This window comes from Streptomyces sp. rh34 (assembly GCF_002551245.1).
Classification (GTDB): domain Bacteria; phylum Actinomycetota; class Actinomycetes; order Streptomycetales; family Streptomycetaceae; genus Streptomyces.
This window is the reverse complement of the sequence record NZ_NTGZ01000141.1, coordinates 1-19,646: the sequence shown is the minus strand read 5'-3', so window position 1 is coordinate 19,646 and position 19,646 is coordinate 1. Positions and strand designations below refer to the sequence as shown.

The window sequence follows — 19,646 nt, the reverse complement described above, 5'->3', positions numbered from 1 at the left end:
TGCCAGCCCGCTCAGAGATGTGTATAAGAGACAGGCCGACGCGTTGGCCGGCACCCGTGCGGCCGACGCGTCAGGCGGACATCCCCCGCTCAGTTCATCGAGGTGCGGTGACGTTCCCGGACCGCCTCCACGGCCGTACGGGGCGGCGCGCCGGCGCCGCCCGGCCCGGGGCGGCTGCCGCCCCGGGTGAGGAAGTCGGCGAGCGGGAGCGTCGCCGCGCCCACGGTGACCGCGTCCGGGCCGAGGCGGCCCATCTCGATGGTGGTGCGGGCGGCCGCGTGGCGCAGGGCGTACTCGTTCGCGTACCGGCGGATGTCGGGCAGCAGGCGGGGGCCGATGAGCAGGCCCGCCCAGCCGCCGATCAGGATCCGCTCGGGCAGGAAGAGGTTGATCAGGTCGGCGAGGGCCGCGCCGAGGCATTCGGCTGTCTCGTCGAGCAGGGAGAGCGCCACCGGGTCCGGGGCGGGGCCGCCGTGTCCCGGGTAGGCGGCGGCGAGCAGGGCGGCCAGCGCCGTCTCGTCGTCGGCGTCCTCGGGCAGCGGGCCGCCCGCCTCGCGCCAGCGCTCGCGCAGGGCTTCCGCGCCCGCGTACGCCTCCAGGCAGCCGATGGAGCCGCAGCGGCACCGGCGGCCGCGCAACTGGACGGTGGTGTGGCCCCATTCGAGGGCGAGGCGCGTGCGGTCCTCGTCGAGGATGTCCCCGTGGTCGACACAGGCGCCCACGCCCGAGCCGATGAGGGCGATGGCGGCGGCGCCCGCGCCGCGGCCGCCGCCGAACCACATCTCGGCCTGGCCGAGCGTCTTGGCGCCGTTGTCGATGAACAGCGGCACCTCGGGCGGCACGTCGACCGCTTCGCGCAGCAGCTGCTCGAAGGGGACCGCGCGCCAGCCGATGGTCTGGCCGTGGACCACCGCGCCGCGTGTGCCGTCGGGCCCTTCGGGTCCGTCGCGCTCGATGATGCCGGGTACCCCGATGCCGATGCCGAGCAGGCGGCGCGGGTCGGCGCCCGCGTCGCGCAGCACATCCGCGACGCCGGTGCGGACGTGGGCGACGATGCGGTCGACGTCGTAACCGTGCTGGGCCAGCAGCCGTTCGGTGCGGGCCAGTTCGGTCAGGGAGAGGTCGAACAGCTCGACGCGGACCCGGGTCTCGCCGATGTCGATGCCGACGAGCAGCCCGCCGTCCGGGGCGACGCGCAGCAGCGTACGGGGGCGGCCACCGTCCGAGTCGACGACGCCGGCCTCCTCCAGCAGGCCCTCGGCGGACAGTTCCGCGACGACGTTGCTGACGGATCCCGAACTCAGGCCTGTGACCGGTCCGAGCTCCTGACGGCTCAGCGGGCCGTCGAAATACAACCGTTGCAATACCCTTGCCCGGTTGCCCCGCCGCAGGTCACGCACGGTCCGTCTGTTGCGCTCGGCCATGTTGCTCCTTCCCGTCCAGGAACATACCCCGGTCCCAGGCCTTGACGCGACCTTCTTTCACCTCTTAAATCACGGCATAAATTAAGTCATGGAGGCCGTTCGGTTCCCGAACGCAGCCATCCCCGGAAAGGGGCCACCTCTCATGCGTCATGTCAGAGCCGCAAGCGCCGCCACCCTCGCCCTCGCCATCGCCGTGACCGCCACCGGCTGCGGCGGCGGAACGACCTCGGGCGGCAGCAACGAGTCGCCGAAGACCCTCACCTACTGGGCGTCCAACCAGGGTCCCAGCATCGAGGCCGACAAGAAGATCCTCACTCCCGAGCTGAAGAAGTTCGAGAAGGAGACCGGGATCAAGGTGAAGCTGGAGGTCGTGCCGTGGGCCGACCTGCTGAACCGGATCCTCGCCGCCACCAGCTCCGGCCAGGGCCCGGACGTGCTGAACATCGGCAACACCTGGTCGGCCTCGCTCCAGGCGACCGGCGCGCTCCTGCCGTGGGACGAGAAGAACTTCGAGGCGATCGGCGGCCGGGACCGCTTCGTCGACTCGGCGGTCGACTCGGCCGGCAAGGAGGGCGAGCCGCCCGCCGCCGTGCCGCTGTACTCACTGGCGTACGCCCTCTACTACAACAAGAAGATGTTCGCGGAGGCGGGCGTCGAGAAGCCCCCGGCCACCTGGGACGAGCTGGTCGCCGCCGGCAAGAAGATATCCAAGGACGGCAAGTGGGGTCTGGGCGCCGAGGGCGGCAACCTCTCCAACAACATCCACCAGGCCTTCGTCCTGGGCCGGCAGCACGGCGCCGACTTCTTCGACAAGGACGGCAAGGCGACCTTCACCTCCGACGGCGCGGTCGCGGCGGTGAAGCAGTACATCGACTTCATGGCCGAGGACAAGATCATCGCTCCCGGCAACGCGGAGTACGCCCAGAACCAGTCGCTCACCGACTTCGCCAAGGGCAGGACGGCGATGGTGCTGTGGCAGGCCGCCGCCTCCACCTTCGCCGCCCAGGGCATGAAGCCCGAGGACTGGGGCGCGGCCCCGGTGCCGGTCCCCTCGGGCGTGCCGGGTGCGGGCAAGCAGACCAACTCCATGGTCGCGGGCATCAACATGGCTGTCTTCAAGAACACCAAGAACATCGACGGCGCGAAGAAGTTCGTGAAGTTCATGACGAGCGACGCCGAGCAGAAGCTGCTCAACAAGACCTATGGATCGATCCCGCCGGTCAAGGCAGCACAGGCCGATGCCGCGTTCGGGGCCCCCGACCTCAAGGTCCTCCGCGACACCCTCGCCACCAGCGCCGCCCCACTCCCCCAGGTCCCGAACGAGTCGCAGTTCGAGACGGCCGTGGGAACAGCCGTCAAGGAACTGTGGGCGGACGCCGCGGGCGGACGTCCCGTGACCGAGGAATCCGTCAGGGCACGCCTGGAAAAGGCCCAGCAGACGATGCAGCAGTGAGGCCCTGATCCATGACCGCCACCGTCACCACGGACCCCGAGGTCGACAAGTCGACCGGCACGGGTACGAGCCGGGGCACCGGGGGTGCGCGCAGGAGACTGCCGCGCATCCCCGACCGGATCCGCCGAGGCGGACTGCCCTACCTCCTGCTCCTGCCCGCCGTCCTGCTCGAACTCCTCATCCACATCATCCCGATGGTCATCGGGATCGTGATGAGCTTCCGGCAGCTCACGCAGTTCTTCATCAACAACTGGGGCGCGGCGCCCTGGACCGGCCTCGACAACTACGGCATCGCCGTCGACTTCGACGCGCCGATCGGTGAGGCCCTGCTCCACTCGTTCTTCGTCACCTGCGTCTTCACGTTCTTCTCGGTCGGCCTCGCCTGGCTGTTCGGCGTCACCGCGGCGATCCTGCTCCAGGAGAGCTTCCGCGGCCGGGGCTTCCTCCGCGCCGTCTTCCTCGTTCCGTACGCCCTGCCGGTCTACGCGGCCGTCATCACCTGGGCGTTCATGTTCCAGCGGGACAACGGACTGATCAACCACGTGCTGCACGACCAGCTCGGCATCACCGACCAGCCGTCGTTCTGGCTGATCGGCGACAACAGCATCTACGCCCTGATCATCGTCTCGGTGTGGAAGGGCTGGCCGTTCGCCTTCCTCATGCTGATGGCCGGGCTCCAGAACATCCCGCGCGAGCTGTACGAGGCCGCCTCGATCGACGGCGCCGGCATCTGGCAGCAGATCCGCCGGATCACGCTGCCCTCGCTGCGCCCGGTCAACCAGGTGCTGGTCCTGGTGCTGTTCCTGTGGACGTTCAACGACTTCAACACCCCGTACGTCCTGTTCGGAAAATCGGCACCGGAAAGCGCGGACCTGATCTCGATCCACATCTACCAGTCGTCTTTCGTCACCTGGAACTTCGGCACCGGATCCGCGATGTCGGTCCTGCTGCTGCTCTTCCTGCTGGTCGTGACGGCCGTCTACCTGTTCCTCACCTCGCGCGGAAGGAAGGGCGCCGATGTCTAGTCTCACGCGGCCGACCCGCACCACCCGGTCGCGGGACCGCTCGCCGATGGCCGCGCCGCAGTCCTTCCTCTGGACCCGCCGCATCGTCCTGACCCTGCTCGCCGGCTTCGTCCTGCTGCCCGTCTACGTGATGGTCAGCAGCTCGCTGAAGCCGCTCCAGGACGTGTCGGGGAAGTTCCAGTGGATCCCGTCCACGCTGACGATCCGGCCGTACTTCGACATCTGGGAGACCGTCCCGCTCGCCAGGTACTTCGTCAACTCGCTGATCGTGGCGGGCTCGGCGACGGTGCTGTCGGTGACGATCGCGGTGTTCTCCGCCTACGCGGTGAGCCGCTACCGGTTCCGGGGCAAGCGGGTCTTCACCGTCACGGTGCTGTCCACGCAGATGTTCCCGGGGATCCTCTTCCTGCTCCCGCTGTTCCTCATCTTCGTCAACATCGGCAACAGCACCGGCGTCGCCCTGTACGGCTCGCGCGGCGGGCTCATCCTCACGTACCTCACGTTCTCGCTGCCGTTCTCCATCTGGATGCTGATCGGGTACTTCGACTCCATTCCCCGGGACCTGGACGAGGCGGCCCTGGTCGACGGGTGCGGCCCCGTCCGCGCGCTCTTCCAGGTCGTCGTGCCGGCCGCCGTGCCCGGGATCGTCGCCGTGTCCGTCTACTCCTTCATGACGGCCTGGGGCGAAGTGCTCTTCGCCTCCGTCATGACGAACGACGCCACCCGGACCCTCTCCGTCGGCCTCCAGGGCTACGCCACGCAGAACGACGTGTACTGGAACCAGGTCATGGCCGCGTCCCTCGTCGTCAGCGTCCCGATCGTCGTCGGGTTCCTGCTCCTCCAGCGCTACCTGGTCGCCGGTCTGACGGCAGGAGCCGTCAAGTGACGCCGGCCGACGGAAGCCGTCCCACCACCCCCACGGAAAGGCAGCACGTGTCCGACCTCAACGCCCTCCCGGCCGACTTCACCTGGGGCGTCGCCACCGCCGCGTACCAGATCGAGGGAGCCGTGGCCGAGGACGGCCGCTCCCCCTCGATCTGGGACACGTTCTCGCACACCCCCGGCGCGATCGACGGCGGCGACACGGGCGACGTGGCCTGCGACCACTACCACCGGGTCCCCGAGGACATCGGCCTGATCAAGCAGCTCGGCGCGGACGCCTACCGCTTCTCGGTCGCCTGGCCGCGGGTCGTGCCCGGCGGCGACGGGCCGGTCAACAAGGCGGGCCTGGACTTCTACGACCGGCTCGTGGACGGCCTCCTGGAGGCCGGCGTCACCCCCTTCGCCACCCTCTATCACTGGGACCTGCCCCAGGTGCTCCAGGACCGGGGCGGCTGGACCGTACGGGACACCTCGGAGCACTTCGCGGCGTACGCCTCCCACGTGGTGGAGCGCCTCGGGGACCGGGTCAAGGACTGGGCGACGCTGAACGAGCCGCTGTGCTCGGCCTGGATCGGACATCTGGAGGGCCGGATGGCGCCGGGTCTCACCGACCTGACCGCCGCCGTACGGGCCTCCTACCACCTGCATCTGGGCCATGGCCTGGCCGTGCGGGCGATCCGGGCGGCCTCCCCGGACGCCCGGATCGGCATCGTCAACAACCTCAGCCCGATCGAGCCGGCGAGCACGAGCGAGCCCGACCTCGCCGCCGCCCGCCGCGCCGACGGCCACATCAACCGCTGGTGGCTGGACCCGATCCTGGGCCGCGGCTACCCGCGGGACATGGTGGAGTTGTACGGGGTCGAACTCCCGGTCCGGCCGGGCGACCTGGAAACGATCGCCGCACCGCTCGACTGGCTCGGGCTCAACTACTACTTCCGGCAGATCGTCACCGCCGACCCCGGCGGGACCGCACCCCACGCCCAGCAGGTCTCCGTCCCCGGCGCGCGGCTCACGCACATGGACTGGGAGGTCCACGCGGAGGGCCTGGAGCAGCTGCTGCTGCGCCTGACCGGGGAGTACGGCGTCCAGCGGATCTACGTCACCGAGAACGGCTCGGCGTACGAGGACGTCGTCGCGGCGGACGGCTCGGTCCACGACCCCGAGCGCGTCCGGTACTTGGAGGAGCACCTCGCCGCCTGCGCCCGCGCGGTCGGCAAGGGAGCCCCGCTGGCCGGGTACTTCGCCTGGTCATTGATGGACAACTTCGAGTGGGCGTACGGCTACGACAAGCGGTTCGGTCTGGTCCACGTGGACTACGCGACCCAGCGCCGTACGGTCAAGAGCAGCGGCCGCCGGTACGCGGAGCTGGTCCGGGAGCACGCGGAGCGCAACGGCCGGGCGGCCGCCTGACCCGGCTCCACCGGCTCCTGTCCGCCCTCACCTCCGGCCGCGGCGCATGCCTCGCCGCGGCCGGAGGGCATTTCGTCCCGCCCGCAGAACACGCGGAGGAACGCGGGACGGTACCGGCGGAACGCCGGGTCCCTAGGACGCCTGGGTCACCTGGGACGCCTGGGGTGCCCAGGGCCCCAGCATTCCCTTCATCGCGTCCGTCATCGCCAGTTGCAGCAGCGGGCCGTAGGTGATCCGGCCGACGCCGAGGCGGCGGAAGCGCTCAAGATCGTGCTTGACCGGGTGGGCCGTGGAGTTCACCAGCACGGAGACGGCGGCCGTCACTGCCGCGAGCAGCTCGTCGTTGTCCTGGATACGCACCGGGTAGACGCTGTCGGCGCCCGCCTGCTCCAGGGCCCGCAGTCGCTCGATCGCCTCGTCGAGAACCGCGGAAGCGTCCTCCGCGTACAGGAACAGGTCGGTGCGCCCGTTGATCCAGACCGGGACCCCCGCGTCGTCGGCCGCCGCGCGCAGGCCGGCGACGTAGTTCGCGTGCTCCTGCGTGCTGCGCACACGTCCGCCCTCGGAGTGGACGGTGTCCTCGACGTTGAGACCGACGCCGCCGGCCTCGACGAGACCGGCGACGAGATCCGCGGGCTTCTGTCCGTAGCCGGCCTCCAGGTCCACGGAGACGGGGACGTCGACCGCCGCGATGATCGGCCGGACGGCGGCGAGCACCTCCTCGAAGGTCTGCCCCTCCTGGTCCGCGGCCCCCCGGGAATCGGCGAGCGGATGGCTGCCGACCGTCAGTGCGGGGAACCCGGCGGCGGCTGCTGTCCGCGCGGACCAGACGTCCCAGACGGTCGGCAGCACGAGGGGCCTGTGCTCGGCGTGCAGTTGCTTGAGTCGTTGAGCGCGCTCAACGGTGGTACGAAGGTCCATGCCGATCACGCTACTCCCCGCAGCGTGCCGACGGGGCGCCACCGAGGCGCGAACGCGACCAGTCCGCGGCGGCCCCGGATGTCCGTGGCCGCCGCGGGCCCCCTCCGCGCCGACAGCGGGGATGGGACGGCGCGGAGGGGTTCTCGGCCCTGCCGGATCAACTCCGGCGGACGCCGAACCCGTAGAGCGAGTAGCCCCACGTGTTGCGCCGTTGCCGAGAGGGTGTCAGTAGCTTGTGAACGGCGCACTGCGCGAAGGGCTCTTGGGCGGTGGGGGGAGGCTCCCCCCGGGGCGTCCGCACACGGAAGCGGCCCCGCGCTTCCGCGGGGCCGCTCACCATGCTTTCGCCGGGCCGGTGGGATCCGGCCGCCCCGGACCGCTCGCGGCCCGGCGCCCTCACCCGACGGCGGGAGCCGCTCCGCCAGGGAGAACGGCGGTACGGCTCCCCCGGATCACGCGGTGTGCAGGGTCAGCCCGTACCGGTTGAGGATCTCGTTGACCGGCTGGTACCAGGTCTCCCCGCCGCCGGAGCAGTTGCCCCAGCCGCCGGAGGTGACGCCCTGGGCCTGGTCGCCGCTGATGAACGAGCCGCCGGAGTCGCCGCCCTCGGCACAGACGCTCGTCTTGGTCATCTGGTGCACGGCGCCCTGGCTGTAGTTGACCGTCTCGTTCTTGGCGAGGACCCTGCCGCAGTGCCAGCGCGTGGTGGAGCCGGAGCGGCAGATGGACGCGCCGATCGGCGCCTCGTTCGAGCCCCGGACCAGCTGATCGGAGACGGTCCCCCAGCCGAGGACGACCGGCACGGTCCACCAGCCGTTGGCCACGTTCACCCAGGCGTAGTCGTTGCCGGGGAAGGACGAGCCCTGGAAGTTGCCGATGGCCGAGCCGTCCCAGCCGCGCACGGACTGGCCGGCGCCGCCGCAGTGCCCGGCGGTGACGAAGCCGCCGTGGACGGAGAAGCCGATCGAACAGCGCACGTTGCCCGTGTAGTACGGGTCGCCTCCGACCGTTCCCGCGGCGAAGGTCTGCGGCGCTTCGGCGGTCGTCTCGACGGTCACGGGCCCGGCCTCGCGAGCCTTGGCGACGAAGGACCGGACATCGTTGTCACGCTGCTCGGAGGCGACGACGTTCACGACGACGCTGCTGGTCGCCGGGTCGACGTGCCAGCTGCTCACGCCGGACGGCGCGGGCAGCGCGTCGATGCGCGCCTTCGCCGCGTCGAGCCGCTCGGCCGAGTGCTCGACGAGCCGGGCGTCGGCGCCTGCGGCCCGTACGGCCTCGGCCTTCTCGGCGTTCGTGATGGCGACGACCAGCTTGCCGGTCTTCGCGTCGAACCAGGACCCGCCGAAGGCGGAGCCCGCGGCGCGCTGCGCCTTCGGCTCCAGGGCGGTGGCCGCCTTCTCGTCGGCGAGCCTCTCGACGGCTTCACCCTCGGTGAGGCCGAAGTCGCGCTGCATCGCGGTGAGCAGGGCCGCGGAGGCGGGGGCCTCGGCGGAGTCGGCGGGGGCGGCGGAGGCGGACGACGGGCCGGCGGCGGCCCAGGCACCGAGGACCAGGAGTGCGGACAGACCGGTCCGCAGCACGGTTGCGTGTCTCAAGGGAGTGACCCTTCCTGTTGTTCCAGCGACGTGGGGTGGAACGGGAGGCAACCCGGAGCGCATGCCGATCGTGCCGCTTGAGAGCGCTCTCAGATGTGCCGTCCCGGACTGTAGCGGAGTTCGATGGTCAGGTCCATGCCAATGGCGACGTCAGGTCGGGAAGAGGTGCGCGGAGTGCCGGGTACCGGGTTGAGTAGGCGTACTCATCCGGCCCGCAGGCGCTCGTCCTACTGTCACAGGAACAGCGGACGGGGCCAGGTGGAGGAGCGGACCATGACCGGAACACGCCGCAGACGGTGGAGAGCCGCGCTGACCGGCGCACTGACGGGTTCGCTGGTCGTGCTGCTGGGCGCGTGCGGAGTGGTCGACACCGACGGCGACCGCAGGGCGGCGGAGGAACTGGCCGAGAAGCACTTCCCGGGGCAGCTCAAGGCGATCGGAGCACGCACGCTCTTCCCGGGCTCCGGCGGCTCGGAGGTCACGTTCGCGGTGACCGACGACCGCGACGCCGTGGTCCGGCTCCGCATCGACACGGACAGGGCGGACGAGGGTACGTGCGACCGCAAGGACTGCGTGGGCGCGCTGGCCGGGGCCATGAAGCACGGGCGGCAGCAGGCCGAGGACTTCCGTGCGCTCAAGGGCGCCTTCGACGCCTGCGGTTACGAGGTCGTCGCCCTGGGCCCGACCGGCACCCCGCCCTACGTCGTGGCCGAGCTGACGAACGCCACCGTCGCGAAGGTGCTCGGCGAGATCGGGGAGTGCGTCCAGCGCTGGGTCACGGCGAGCGGGGCCGACAGCACGTTGTCGAAGGCTCAGGGGTCGTACGTGAACGTGGTCTCCCCGTCCGTCGCCGACCGGCGCGACCGGGGCAAGGAGTCCTGGCCCACCGTGATGCGGCTGACCCGGTCGGGTCTCCGGGCCTCGCTCACCAAGCAGGCCTACTTCTCGGCGAGTTACGAGATCGAGGCGGGCCGGGTCGACACGACGGGCAGCGCCCGGGCCGTCCGCCCGCTCCGGGAGCGCCAGAAGTTCGGTGACACCGTGCAGGACGCAGTGAAGGAGCAACTGCGCGCCACCTACCCCCGGGTGGTCATGAGCACCTACCAGTGGATCTGGCGGCTGGAGCCGGGCCGCGTCGACCGGCAGACCGGCTACGTCCTGTTCTGCCCCGAGCCGGACGCGCGCGGGCGGTGCCTCAACAGCGACGACGCGGCCCTGGTGACCACGGACGAGCACGGCAGGCCGGTGGGGAAGATCCGGCTCGTGCACGATGTACGCGAGGGCACCGGGATGCTGCGCCTGCCCCCGTACTAGTACGGGCCCGTACGGCGAGTGGCCCCTCGCGGACAGCGACAGGACCATCTCGTCGATCCCTCCCCTGTCGTAGAGACGACATGTCGCGATCCTGGCACCCGCACCACGTGACACACGGGCCTCGCAGGACGGAGTGTTGATCCGAACCGCGCGCTCTGCTCCCGTACCTTCGAAGAGGCCCCGATGCACCCACGGCTACGTCCCGCCGCGCTCATAGCGGCTGGTGCCCTCATCGCCGCTCTGGCCCCCGTTCTGGCCCCCGTCTCCCCGGCCTCCGCCACCGACCGACCGGCGGCTCCCGCCTCCCGGACCTCCACCGTCACCCTCGTGACCGGAGACCGGGTACACCTGGAGCGCTTCCCCGACGGCCGCCAGGCCGTTTCCGTCGAGCCGGGCGCGGAGGGCTCGGGGGGAGGCTACGACCAGGTGGAGATCGACGGCGATCTCTACGTACTCCCCGGCGAGGCCATGCCGTATCTGGCCGGCGGCGCTCTCGACCGCCAGCTGTTCAACATCACCGGGCTGGTGGAGCAGGGCTACGACGACGCCCGCACCACAAGCATTCCGCTGATCGCCCGGCACCGCCCCGGCGTCCGGCTCAACTCGGCCGAGGAGCCCGCCGGTTCCGAGACCGTACGCACGCTCGGCAGCGTGCGGGGGCGCGCGCTGACGGCCGAGAAGCGACAGGCCCGCCGCTTCTGGGAAGCCATCGGCGGCGAAGCCCCCATGACGGCGAAGACTCCGAAGACGCCGCGGCTCGGCGCCGGCATCGACCGCCTCTGGCTCGACGCGAAGGTCCGTCCCTCCCTCGACAGGAGCGTTCCGCAGATCGGCGCCCCGGAGGCCTGGAGCGCGGGTTACGACGGGACGGGCGTCACGGTCGCCGTCCTGGACACCGGCGTCGACGACACCCACCCCGACCTCGCCGGCCGGATCGTCGGGGCCCGCAACTTCACCGACAGCCCCACCACCCAGGACGCCTTCGGTCACGGCACCCACGTCGCCTCCACCATCGCCGGCACCGGCGCCGCCTCGCAGGGCTCCCACAAGGGCGTCGCGCCCGGCGCGAAGCTGCTGGTCGGCAAGGTCCTCGGCGACAACGGCGTCGGCTCCCTCTCCTCCGTACTCGACGGCATGGAGTGGGCCGCTTCCTCGGGTGCCGACGTCGTCAACATGAGCCTGGGCAGCGATACGGCGGGCGACGGCACGGACCCGCTCAGCCTCGGCCTCGACGAGCTGACCGAGACCACCGGAACGCTCTTCGTCGCCTCGGCCGGCAACAGCGGCCCCGGCGAGTACACCGTGGGCACCCCCGGTGCCGCGGACAAGGCGCTGACCGTGGGAGCCGTGGACGGTGAGGAGCGTCTCGCCGATTTCTCCAGCCGCGGCCCCCGCACCGACGAGGCGCAGAAACCCGACATCACCGCCCCCGGCGTCGGCATCGTCGCCGCCCGCGCGGCGGGCACCGCGATGGGCGAGCCGGTCGACGACGCGTACACCGCCTCCTCCGGTACGTCGATGGCGGCCCCGCACGTCGCGGGCGCCGCGGCGATCCTGGCCGCGCAGCATCCCGACTGGCAGGCACAGCAGTTGAAGGACGCGCTGGTCAGCACCTCCCGCACCGCCCCGGACCGCACCGTCTATGAGCAGGGCGGCGGCCGCGTGGATGTGGCGCGGGCGGTGAAGCAGCCCGTGCACGCCACCGGCACGGTCGGCTTCGGTGAACTCACCCCTGAATCCGACCCGCAGAGCGCACAGCTCACCTACACCAACACCGGCCCCACCCCGCTCACCCTGAACCTCTCCGCCGAGCTGCGCGACGCAACCGGCCGCCCGGCACCCGCCGACGCGGTGCGCCTGCCCGACGGCGCGACGGTCACCGTCCCCGCGAGCGGCCGGGCCGGGATCACCGTCACCCTCGACCCGAAGTCCCTGCCCGCGGGCCGCTACGGCGGCAGCCTCACCGCGACGAGCGGCGACGGGAAGACCGTCGCGCACACCGTGCTCGCGGCGGCGAAGGGAGCCCCCCGGCACAAGGTCACCCTGACCGCCGTCGACCGCTCCGGCCGCCCGGCCTGGGTCACTCCGCTGGTGCTCGTCGGCCCCCACTCCCGCGACGACGTCGTCACCGCCCTGCGGCCCGGGGAGACGCTCACCGTGTCGGTGCCCGAGGGCTCCTACTTCCTGCACGGCGTGATCTCCGACCGCGTCGAGAACGGCAGTGTGCAGAGCGTCGTCGTCGACCCCGAGCTGACGGTCGACCGCGACACGCATGTGGTCCTCGACGCCCGCGAGGCCGTCCGGGTCCGGATCGAGACCGCCAAGCCGACCGTCCAGGAAGCCGTCGTCAGCTTCTACACGCACCGCGCCGTCGGCGGGCGCCGCATCTCCAACGGGCACATGGACTTCAGCGCCGACGCCCGCCGTCTGTACGTCACCCCGACGAAGAAGGTCACCGGCGGGGTCTTCGAGTTCAACTCCCGCTGGCAGCTCACCGCACCACAGCTGACCGCCCGCACCCTGCGCGCGGGCCGGGCGACCGACCTCGAAGGCGGCCTGCTGCACAACTCGCCCACCGTGGACGGCCGCCGCAGCATGCGCCTGCTCGACGCGGGTACCGGCCGCCCCGAGGACTACGCGGCCCTGCGCGCCCGCGGCCTGAAACCGGCCGGCGCCGCGGTGCTCGTGGACGCCACGGAGGCCCGTTACGAGGAACAGGCCGTCGCGGCCTCGGCCGCCGGAGCAGCCGCCGTCGTCCTCACCGAAGGGGAAGGCAGCGTCGCCTGGACGCACTGGAACCCCCGGGGCGAACGCCTGCCGCTCCCCGCCGTCCTGACCCGCTACGACATCGGGGAGCGGCTGCGCGGGCAGCTGCGTTCCGGGAACACCGCACTTGAGCTGCGCGGCATCCCCGACAGCCCCTACCTGTACGACGTGATGCAGGTCGCCCGCCAGCGGGTGCCCGAGCGGGTGGTGCACCGGGTGACGGCCGCCAACACCGCTACGGTCGTGTCGCGGTACCACCACACGGGCGGCGTCCCGTATGCCACGGAGCAGCGCTTCGGCTGGCGCCCCTGGATGAACACAGCCATCAACCAGTACCGGCGCGACGTGGCCACCCCGCTGACCCGCACCGAGTACGTGAGCGCCGGTGACACCCTCTGGCTCCACCGCGTGCACCACCGTCTTACCTGGGACGACAGCAGTCCCCTGAACTCCGGCATGCTCCAGCCCGCACGGACCTACCGGCCCGGCGAGCGGCTGACCGAGAGCTGGTTCGCCCCCGTCGTACGCCCCGCCATCCCCCGCGGCGTCAAGGGCCTGGCCTCCTACCGCGAGAAGGACGAACTGGTCGTACGCATACCGGAGTTCGCCGACGCCACCGCTGACCACTACAGCAGGCCCGACGGCGGCGACTGGGACGACACCCCCGCCGACGAGGTGCGGGCCGCCCTCTACCGCGACGGCAAGCTCCTGGCCGAAGCACCCGCCGCCTGGGAGGACTTCCCGGTCACCGGCGCGGACGGCCGGTACCGCCTCGACCTGGATGTCGAACGCACCACCCCCGAATGGTCGCTGTCGACCGCCACCCGCACCAGCTGGTCGTTCAGCGCCCCGCGCCCGCCCGCGGGCGAAACCCCGCTGCTGCCCCTGCTGCAACTCGACTACGACATCCCCACCGACCTCACCGGTACCGTCACCGCTCCGGCCGCCCGCACTCTCGGATTCGAGGTGAAGGCACGCCACCAGGACGGCCTCACCGGCCCGAAGGTGGCGGGCATGGAGGTCTCCGTCTCCTACGACGACGGCGCCCACTGGAGCCGGGCGCGGACCACTCCCGAGGGCGGTGGGAGTTACCGGGTCCGGGCAGCCGGGTCCCGCACCGACGGCTACGTGTCCCTGCGCGTACGGGCCTGGGACAACCACGGCAACGAGGTGACACAGGAGGTACGCCGCGCGTTCGACACGAACTGAGCGGCGCCCCGCCGCGCACGTCGGGCGTCCGTCAGGTCAGCAGTCGGCCTGACGGACGCCCCGTCGTCCGCGCCGGTACGGGAACCTCGACGCGCCCGTCATGACAGCCATCCCCGCCGCGCCGCCTGCCACACCAGCTGCGTTCGCGTCGCGGAGCCGGCCCGCTGCATCAGCACCTGGATCCGGCGCTGCACCGTGCGCTGGCTGACCCCCAGCTGCGAGGCGATCGCCTTGTCAGCGACCCCGGCGACCACCAGGGACAGCAGATACCGCTCGTCGTCGGCCACGTTCGCACCGGGCCGCGGACCGCCGAGGTCGGCCAGCTCACCGGAGTCCGTGACGTGCAGCGGCGACGCCGCCGCCCACTGGCTCTCGAACAGCGCGATCAGCGCGTCGAGCAGACTGCTGCCGCGCACCACCGCGGCCGTCGGCTCACCCATCGAATCACCCGGACCGCCGGGCATCAGCGGGCAGATGGCCATCGCGCCGTCAGCGATCGCCAACCGCACCGGCAGCGTCCCGGTGGCCCGCGCCCGCTCTCCCGCACGGATGCTCCGGGCAACGTTGTCCACCATGCCGGGCTCCTCCAGCAGCGCGCGCTCGTAGACCGCCTCGTACCGCACGCCACGGGCGAGAAGCTCCCACTCCTCGTCGTTGTCGTCCGAGGGCATCGCCACATGGCCGGCCTTGCAGAACCACCGCAGTTCACGGGCCCCGTACGCCATATGACGCAGCCGCTGCCGGATCACGCTCGCCCCCGAGATCACCTCGACGAGCTGCCCCGCGTCATGCCGCCGCCCGCCTGCCCGGTACTCCTCGGTGAGCTGCTCCACCCCCCGCCGCGCCGCCTCCAGCGCCTCGTGCCCACGCAGCAGCAGCGGGCGCAGCGCCTCATCGGGCGCAACCGGCACATAGCGCACCGCGCCACCCGCCGCCGAAGCGGCCGCCGGCCCCACCAGCCCCTTGGCGTGGAGCGAGGCCAACTCCCGGTGCGCCTGATCCACTTCCATTCCCAGCCGATCCGCGATCACCGCGGCATCAGCCTCACGCACCCCGACGAGAAAGCGGTACACCCGCTCCTCCCCCGCTCCGATCCCCGCGGCCTCCAGCACGTGTCCGCCTCCCACGACTCCCCGCCCACCCCAACCGATGCAGGGCCTCTCGTTTGGCCCCAGGGCCTGACACAGCGTGATCCAACCACACCCCGCACACCGGAACGATGGGCCCGCTGCCACGCACGACGCCCCTCCGGCCTCGATACTGATCATGACCAAGTGCTCGGGGCCGTGGGAGGTCATACCCGGCGGCTGTTCGGCCGAAGCCGTCGGGGACGATGCGGAGCTTCTGTGCGATGCGGAGCAACACCCACCGGGGGTGCCATCGGTCGCACCGTGGCATCGTGGCGCCATGACCATCGCAGTTCGCCCGGCTTCGGCATTCGAGGATGTTCGTACCCTGGTCGGCCCGAAGTCGCCGGGGGCCAACGTCTGCTGGTGTCTGAGCTATCGGATTCCGTCCAAGCTCAACACCGAGCTCCGCGGTCCGGCCCGCGGTGAGTATGTCGCCGGGCTGTGCCGTGCGGAGCCCCCGCCGGGGGTGCTGGCCTACGACGGCGACGAGCCGGTCGGCTGGGCCGCCGTGGCGCCGCGCTCGGACACCGCCTTCGCCCGCGGCCGAAAGATTCCGCACGTCGACGACCTGCCGGTCTGGTCGCTGTGGTGCATCCGGGTCCGACCCGGTCATCGCGGGAAGGGGATCTCGCACGCCCTGATCGCCGGTGCGGTCGACTTCGCCCGCGCCCACGGCGCGCCGGCGGTCGAGGCGTACCCGCTGGACAGCGGTGACGCCAAGGTCGACCTGACGATGGCGTACGCCGGGCTCCGGAAGAACTTCGAGCGCGCCGGGTTCACCCACGCGGCCGACACCACCTCGGTGCTGGCCGGTCACCCCCGTGTCCTGATGCGGCTCGACCTGCGCCGGTAGAGGCGATCGCCGCCCTGGCGGGTCGCCCACGGCCGCAGTTTCTCCTGGTCTCGGACCACCCGGATCCGGGCGACGCACCCCTCGGCCAGGTCGAACGAGGCGACGGTCAGGACGACGCCGCCCCGCCGGGCCACCAGGCCCGGCGCACCGTTGACCGACCGCTCCAGGAGTTCGAGCCCCGGGGCCAGGTCGGCGATGGCGAGCATGTGCGCGGCGATGCGCGCGTCCCCGGCATCTCGCCCTGAACCGGTTGGAGTTGTCGACGGTGACCGTCACGCACCATCTGGAGGAGCTCTCCCCGGCGATCGGTCACGCCCTGCTCCTGCGTGAGGGGCGCGTCCTCGCGGCAGGGGCGGTCGAGGACGTCCTCACGGAGGAGCGCATGACCGCCTGCTTCGGCCGCCCCATCGAGGTGTCACGGCACGCGGGCCGCTGGCTGGCCCGCTCGGGCGGCCTCGGGTAGGCGCGAGCACGGCCCGACCCGGTGCGGGTGGGGAGCCCGACCCCGGTTTCGCGTCGACGGGGGCCCGCCGCTGCCCGGACGGTGGGTCCCACGCCGGGCAGGGAGCCTCAGGGCGCCAGCAACGGCAGTCCGGCCGCACGCCACAGATCACGGAAGCCGTGCTCCGCCCCGGCGGGTTCTTCCGCCGTACGCCAGTCCCGTACCGTCGCCCCGCTCCCGGCGGGCCCGTCGAGGGGCGCCCAGCCCGGGTCGCCCTGGGCGGCGAACCCGGCCCATGCGCGGGTCATGCGCCGCGAGAGTTCCTGGTCGGCCGCGCCGGGCGGGCCGCCGACGAGGAAGTGGACGCTCTCCTCGTGGAGGTTACCGAAGGCGAACGGGATGTCCGCGCAGTGCCAGGCGCGCACCCGCTGCCCCGCACGGTCCCGGCGGCGGTCGAAGCGGGCGAGGAAGACCCGGCCGCCCGCCAGGGCGTGGGCCTCGGCGAGGCGAGTGCTGTACTCGGCGAACAGAAGGCCGGAGTGGAGAGACAGGTAGACATCGAGAACCGGCGCGCCCGGCAGGCGCTCGCGGTGGCCCTCGACGAGCGGTTCCGACAGCCCGAAGTCGGCTGCGAAGGCAGCCAGTTGCTCCTCCGACGTGATTTTCGCGCTGCTGCCGACCGCGTCCAGGAGCCAGTATTCCTCCGTGGTGTGGCAGACCAGCAGCTCCACCGTGCCGCCCGCTCCGGCCGCCAGTGCCTCCGACGGGTCGGCGGTCAGGAGGACGCCGTCGGCGACCGGGCCGTAGATCGCCGGGTCGTAGTGGCGCTGCCCCGAGCCGGGGTCCTGTGCGTACCGCTCGCAGACCTGGTCCGTCGCGGCCACGAGGGCCTCGGGCGGGGCGGCGAGCAGCCCGGCGCGGGTGGCGGGCACCCCGGCCGCCGCGGCGACTTCGGCGGTGGTGCGGGCCGCCTGCTCCACCGTGGCGAAGGCGTTGACGGCACTGTGCAGGACGGCGCGGCGGAACAGGCCCCGTGCCCGGCCGGCCACCGTCAGGCAGGCCACGGAAGTGGCGCCCGACGACTGTCCGGCCAGTGTGACCCGGTCGGGCGAGCCGCCGAACGCGGAGATGTTGTCGCGGACCCATTCCAGGGCGGCGATCTGGTCGAGGAGGCCCCGGTTGTCGGGGAGGGCCGTGTCACCGCTGTCGGCGTCGGGCACGGGCACACCGCTGGCGGCGTCGGGCACGTGGCCGAACCCCTCGAAGCCGAGGCGGCTGTTGAGGGTGACGACGACGAGCCCCCGGCCCGCCAGTGCGGTGCCGTCGAAGTCGGGCTGGGCCGAGGAGCCGAAGACGTACGCGCCGCCGTGGAGCCAGACCAGCACGGGCAGGTCACCGGGCCCGTCGGCGGGCGACCAGACGTTCAGTGTGAGGATGTCCTCGTCACCGGGCGACCAGCTCGGCGCGCCCGGCAGTTCGGCCGACTGCGGGGCCACCGGCCCGAAGGCGGTGCAGTCCCGCACGCCGTCCCAGGGTTCCGCCGGATGCGGCGCCCGGAACCGGAGGCGGCCGAACGGCGGTGCCGCGTAAGGGAGCCCGAGTACGGCGACGATGCCGCGGTCCCGCGTGGCGCGTCGCCCCCGTACGCTCCCGGACTTCGTCGTGAAGACGTCCACTGCTGCCACTCCCCCTGTTGCTGCCCCGTCCGGCGCTCGGCGCGGCCGGGCCAGCATGCCTGCCCACCCGGCGCCACCACCAACAGATTGATCTTGGCTCACCCGCGCGCGCCTGTCGCCTGCGCCTGCGCGTCTGCCCGCGCGCGCGTCGGTCCGGCCACACGTCTGTCCGGCCGGCCGGCCGCCTGCCCGTCTGTCCGTCTGTCGGCCCTACCCGCCTTATCCGCCGATCAGTTCGCGCACGGTGGCCATGTCACTGAACGGCAGCAGCTCGCCCCGGACTGCCTGGTGCGGTTCACTGCCCTTGCCCGCGATGAGCACGATGTCGGCCGGCCCGGCCTCCGCCAGCGCGGCGGCGATGGCCAGGCGGCGGTCGGTGATTCGCTCGAACGGTGTCCCGGTCGACGCGATGCCCGGGGCGATCTGGTCGAGGATGGCCTCGGGGGCCTCGTAACGGGGGTTGTCGGAGGTGAGGACGCACAGGTCGGAGTGGGCGCCCGCGATAGCCCCCATCTCGGCGCGCTTGGTGGTGTCGCGGTCGCCGCCGCAGCCGAAGACGGTGATGACCCTGCCCCTGGCGAAGCCGCGGATCGTGGTGAGGACCTTGCTGAGGGAGTCCGGCGAGTGGGCGTAGTCCACGATCACCGACGTGCCGCCGGGGGTGTGGAGGCGTTCGAAGCGGCCGGGGATCTGCGGCATCCGCTCCAGTGCGTCGACCAGCCCGGCCAGACCGTGGCCGAGGAGGTGACAGGCCGCCACCGTGGCCAGCGCGTTGGAGACCGAGAACCGGCCCGGCGAAGGGATCGCCGCCGGGTACTTGCGGCCGTCGTGGTGCAGCGTGAACCGGGTGCCCGAGGCGTCCACGGTGAGATCGCTCGCGCGGTAGTCCGCGTCGCCGTCCAGCGCGTAGGTGGTCACGGCGTCGGGCATCAGTTCCCGGATCCCGGCGCCCACCGGGTCGTCGGCGTTGACCACGGCGCGGCGGCACAGCCCCTGGAAGAGGCGGAGTTTGGCGTCCCGGTAGTTCTCCATGGTGCCATGGTCGTCGAGGTGGTCCTGGGTGAGGTTGGTGAAGACGCCGACGTCGATGAACGTACGGTCCAGACGGTGCGTCAGCAGCCCCATCGAGGTGGCCTCCAGGACGACGCTGCCGGTGGCGCGGTCACGCATGTGCCCCAGCAGATACTGCAGATCGGGCGATTCCGGGGTGGTGAGCACCGAGGGGGGCATCGGGATGGGCTCGTCCCCGATGCGGCTGCCCGCCGTGCCGATCACCCCGACCCGGGTCCCCTCGGCGATCCGCAGCACCGACTCGGTCATGTACGAGACGGACGTCTTGCCGTTGGTGCCGGTGATGGCGATCAGGTCCATCGCCCGGCCCGGTTCGCCGAAGTAGCGCGAGGCGAGGACCGCCGCGGCCCTGCGCACGTCGGGGACGCGTACCGCGCACACGTCGCCCAGCGCCGCGGGCAGCGGCGGCGCCTGCTCGTCGACGAGTACGGCGACAGCGCCGCGGGCGACCGCCGGGGCGACGGCTTCGGGG

13 protein-coding genes and 2 pseudogenes are annotated in these 19,646 nt (G+C 72.0%); 8 read left to right on the top strand and 7 right to left on the bottom strand.

Annotated elements, in window-relative coordinates:
- Window positions 1-89: 89 nt before the first annotated feature.
- Window positions 90-1,424: an ROK family transcriptional regulator gene (locus CR470_RS23590; RefSeq protein WP_097869544.1), complete on the bottom strand. Its 1,335-nt coding sequence runs from the start codon at window positions 1,422-1,424 to the stop codon at window positions 90-92.
- Window positions 1,425-1,566: 142 nt separating this feature from the next.
- Here CR470_RS23590 and CR470_RS23585 point away from each other — a divergent pair, with 142 nt between their 5' ends.
- The 4 genes from CR470_RS23585 to CR470_RS23570 are packed head-to-tail and all read left to right on the top strand — an operon-like array spanning window position 1,567 to window position 6,194.
- A complete protein-coding gene (locus CR470_RS23585; protein WP_097869543.1) occupies window positions 1,567-2,877 on the top strand; it encodes an ABC transporter substrate-binding protein in 1,311 nt (436 codons plus the stop codon).
- Between the two features lie 11 nt (window positions 2,878-2,888).
- Window positions 2,889-3,902 (top strand): carbohydrate ABC transporter permease, encoded by a 1,014-nt coding sequence (locus CR470_RS23580; RefSeq protein WP_097869542.1) that lies wholly within the window; start codon window positions 2,889-2,891, stop codon window positions 3,900-3,902.
- Window positions 3,895-4,788, top strand: a complete 894-nt coding sequence (locus CR470_RS23575; RefSeq protein WP_179892357.1) for a carbohydrate ABC transporter permease — start codon at window positions 3,895-3,897, stop codon at window positions 4,786-4,788. Before CR470_RS23580 ends, CR470_RS23575 begins: the two co-directional genes overlap by 8 nt.
- Window positions 4,789-4,835: 47 nt before the next feature.
- Window positions 4,836-6,194: a GH1 family beta-glucosidase gene (locus tag CR470_RS23570; protein ID WP_097869548.1), complete on the top strand. Its 1,359-nt coding sequence runs from the start codon at window positions 4,836-4,838 to the stop codon at window positions 6,192-6,194.
- Window positions 6,195-6,326: 132 nt separating this feature from the next.
- Here CR470_RS23570 and CR470_RS23565 read toward each other — a convergent pair whose 3' ends face one another.
- Complete coding sequence (locus CR470_RS23565; RefSeq protein ID WP_097869547.1) at window positions 6,327-7,115, bottom strand: isocitrate lyase/PEP mutase family protein; 789 nt, start codon at window positions 7,113-7,115, stop codon at window positions 6,327-6,329.
- Window positions 7,116-7,567: 452 nt separating this feature from the next.
- Window positions 7,568-8,713, bottom strand: coding sequence for a S1 family peptidase (locus tag CR470_RS23560; RefSeq protein ID WP_179892356.1), 1,146 nt, complete (start codon window positions 8,711-8,713; stop codon window positions 7,568-7,570).
- A 273-nt stretch (window positions 8,714-8,986) separates the two neighbouring features.
- Between CR470_RS23560 and CR470_RS23555 the strand changes: the two genes are divergently transcribed.
- The gene (locus CR470_RS23555; protein ID WP_097869546.1) at window positions 8,987-10,027 is read left to right on the top strand and encodes an SCO7460 family lipoprotein; all 1,041 of its coding nucleotides are present in this window, start codon (window positions 8,987-8,989) and stop codon (window positions 10,025-10,027) included.
- A gap of 183 nt (window positions 10,028-10,210) precedes the next feature.
- Window positions 10,211-14,002 (top strand): S8 family serine peptidase, encoded by a 3,792-nt coding sequence (locus CR470_RS23550; protein ID WP_097869539.1) that lies wholly within the window; start codon window positions 10,211-10,213, stop codon window positions 14,000-14,002.
- Window positions 14,003-14,100: 98 nt separating this feature from the next.
- Here the strand turns inward: CR470_RS23550 and CR470_RS23545 are convergent, their stop codons facing one another.
- Window positions 14,101-15,129 carry a LuxR C-terminal-related transcriptional regulator gene (locus tag CR470_RS23545; protein WP_373561439.1) on the bottom strand — a complete coding sequence of 343 codons (1,029 nt, stop codon included), beginning with the start codon at window positions 15,127-15,129 and terminating at the stop codon, window positions 14,101-14,103.
- Between the two features lie 280 nt (window positions 15,130-15,409).
- On the opposite strand from CR470_RS23545, the gene CR470_RS23540 reads away from it, so the two are divergent.
- Complete coding sequence (locus tag CR470_RS23540) at window positions 15,410-15,985, top strand: GNAT family N-acetyltransferase (RefSeq protein WP_097869538.1); 576 nt, start codon at window positions 15,410-15,412, stop codon at window positions 15,983-15,985.
- Here CR470_RS23540 and CR470_RS23535 read toward each other — a convergent pair.
- Window positions 15,946-16,215, bottom strand: a pseudogene (locus CR470_RS23535) (hypothetical protein); the annotation flags it as partial. The gene CR470_RS23540 and the pseudogene CR470_RS23535 sit on opposite strands and share 40 nt — an antisense overlap.
- Between CR470_RS23535 and CR470_RS23530 the strand changes: the two are divergent.
- Window positions 16,215-16,448 (top strand): annotated as a pseudogene (locus CR470_RS23530) (ABC transporter ATP-binding protein); the annotation flags it as partial. The pseudogenes CR470_RS23535 and CR470_RS23530 sit on opposite strands and share 1 nt — an antisense overlap.
- A 107-nt stretch (window positions 16,449-16,555) precedes the next feature.
- On the opposite strand, the gene CR470_RS23525 reads toward CR470_RS23530, so the two are convergent.
- Complete coding sequence (locus CR470_RS23525; protein WP_097869537.1) at window positions 16,556-18,103, bottom strand: carboxylesterase/lipase family protein; 1,548 nt, start codon at window positions 18,101-18,103, stop codon at window positions 16,556-16,558.
- A 219-nt stretch (window positions 18,104-18,322) separates the two neighbouring features.
- On the bottom strand, window positions 18,323-19,646 hold a 1,324-nt coding region (locus tag CR470_RS23520; protein ID WP_107489494.1), incomplete at its 5' end, for a UDP-N-acetylmuramoyl-L-alanyl-D-glutamate--2,6-diaminopimelate ligase.

What these genes read in the sequence shown, in the direction of transcription:
- CR470_RS23590 (WP_097869544.1), bottom strand. Translation starts at nt 1,424, where the DNA reads ATGGCCGAGCGCAACAGACGGACCGTGCGTGACCTGCGGCGGGGCAAC.
- CR470_RS23585 (WP_097869543.1), top strand. Translation starts at nt 1,567, where the DNA reads ATGCGTCATGTCAGAGCCGCAAGCGCCGCCACCCTCGCCCTCGCCATC.
- CR470_RS23580 (WP_097869542.1), top strand. Translation starts at nt 2,889, where the DNA reads ATGACCGCCACCGTCACCACGGACCCCGAGGTCGACAAGTCGACCGGC.
- CR470_RS23575 (WP_179892357.1), top strand. Translation starts at nt 3,895, where the DNA reads ATGTCTAGTCTCACGCGGCCGACCCGCACCACCCGGTCGCGGGACCGC.
- CR470_RS23565 (WP_097869547.1), bottom strand. Translation starts at nt 7,115, where the DNA reads ATGGACCTTCGTACCACCGTTGAGCGCGCTCAACGACTCAAGCAACTG.
- CR470_RS23555 (WP_097869546.1), top strand. Translation starts at nt 8,987, where the DNA reads ATGACCGGAACACGCCGCAGACGGTGGAGAGCCGCGCTGACCGGCGCA.
- CR470_RS23550 (WP_097869539.1), top strand. Translation starts at nt 10,211, where the DNA reads ATGCACCCACGGCTACGTCCCGCCGCGCTCATAGCGGCTGGTGCCCTC.
- CR470_RS23540 (WP_097869538.1), top strand. Translation starts at nt 15,410, where the DNA reads ATGACCATCGCAGTTCGCCCGGCTTCGGCATTCGAGGATGTTCGTACC.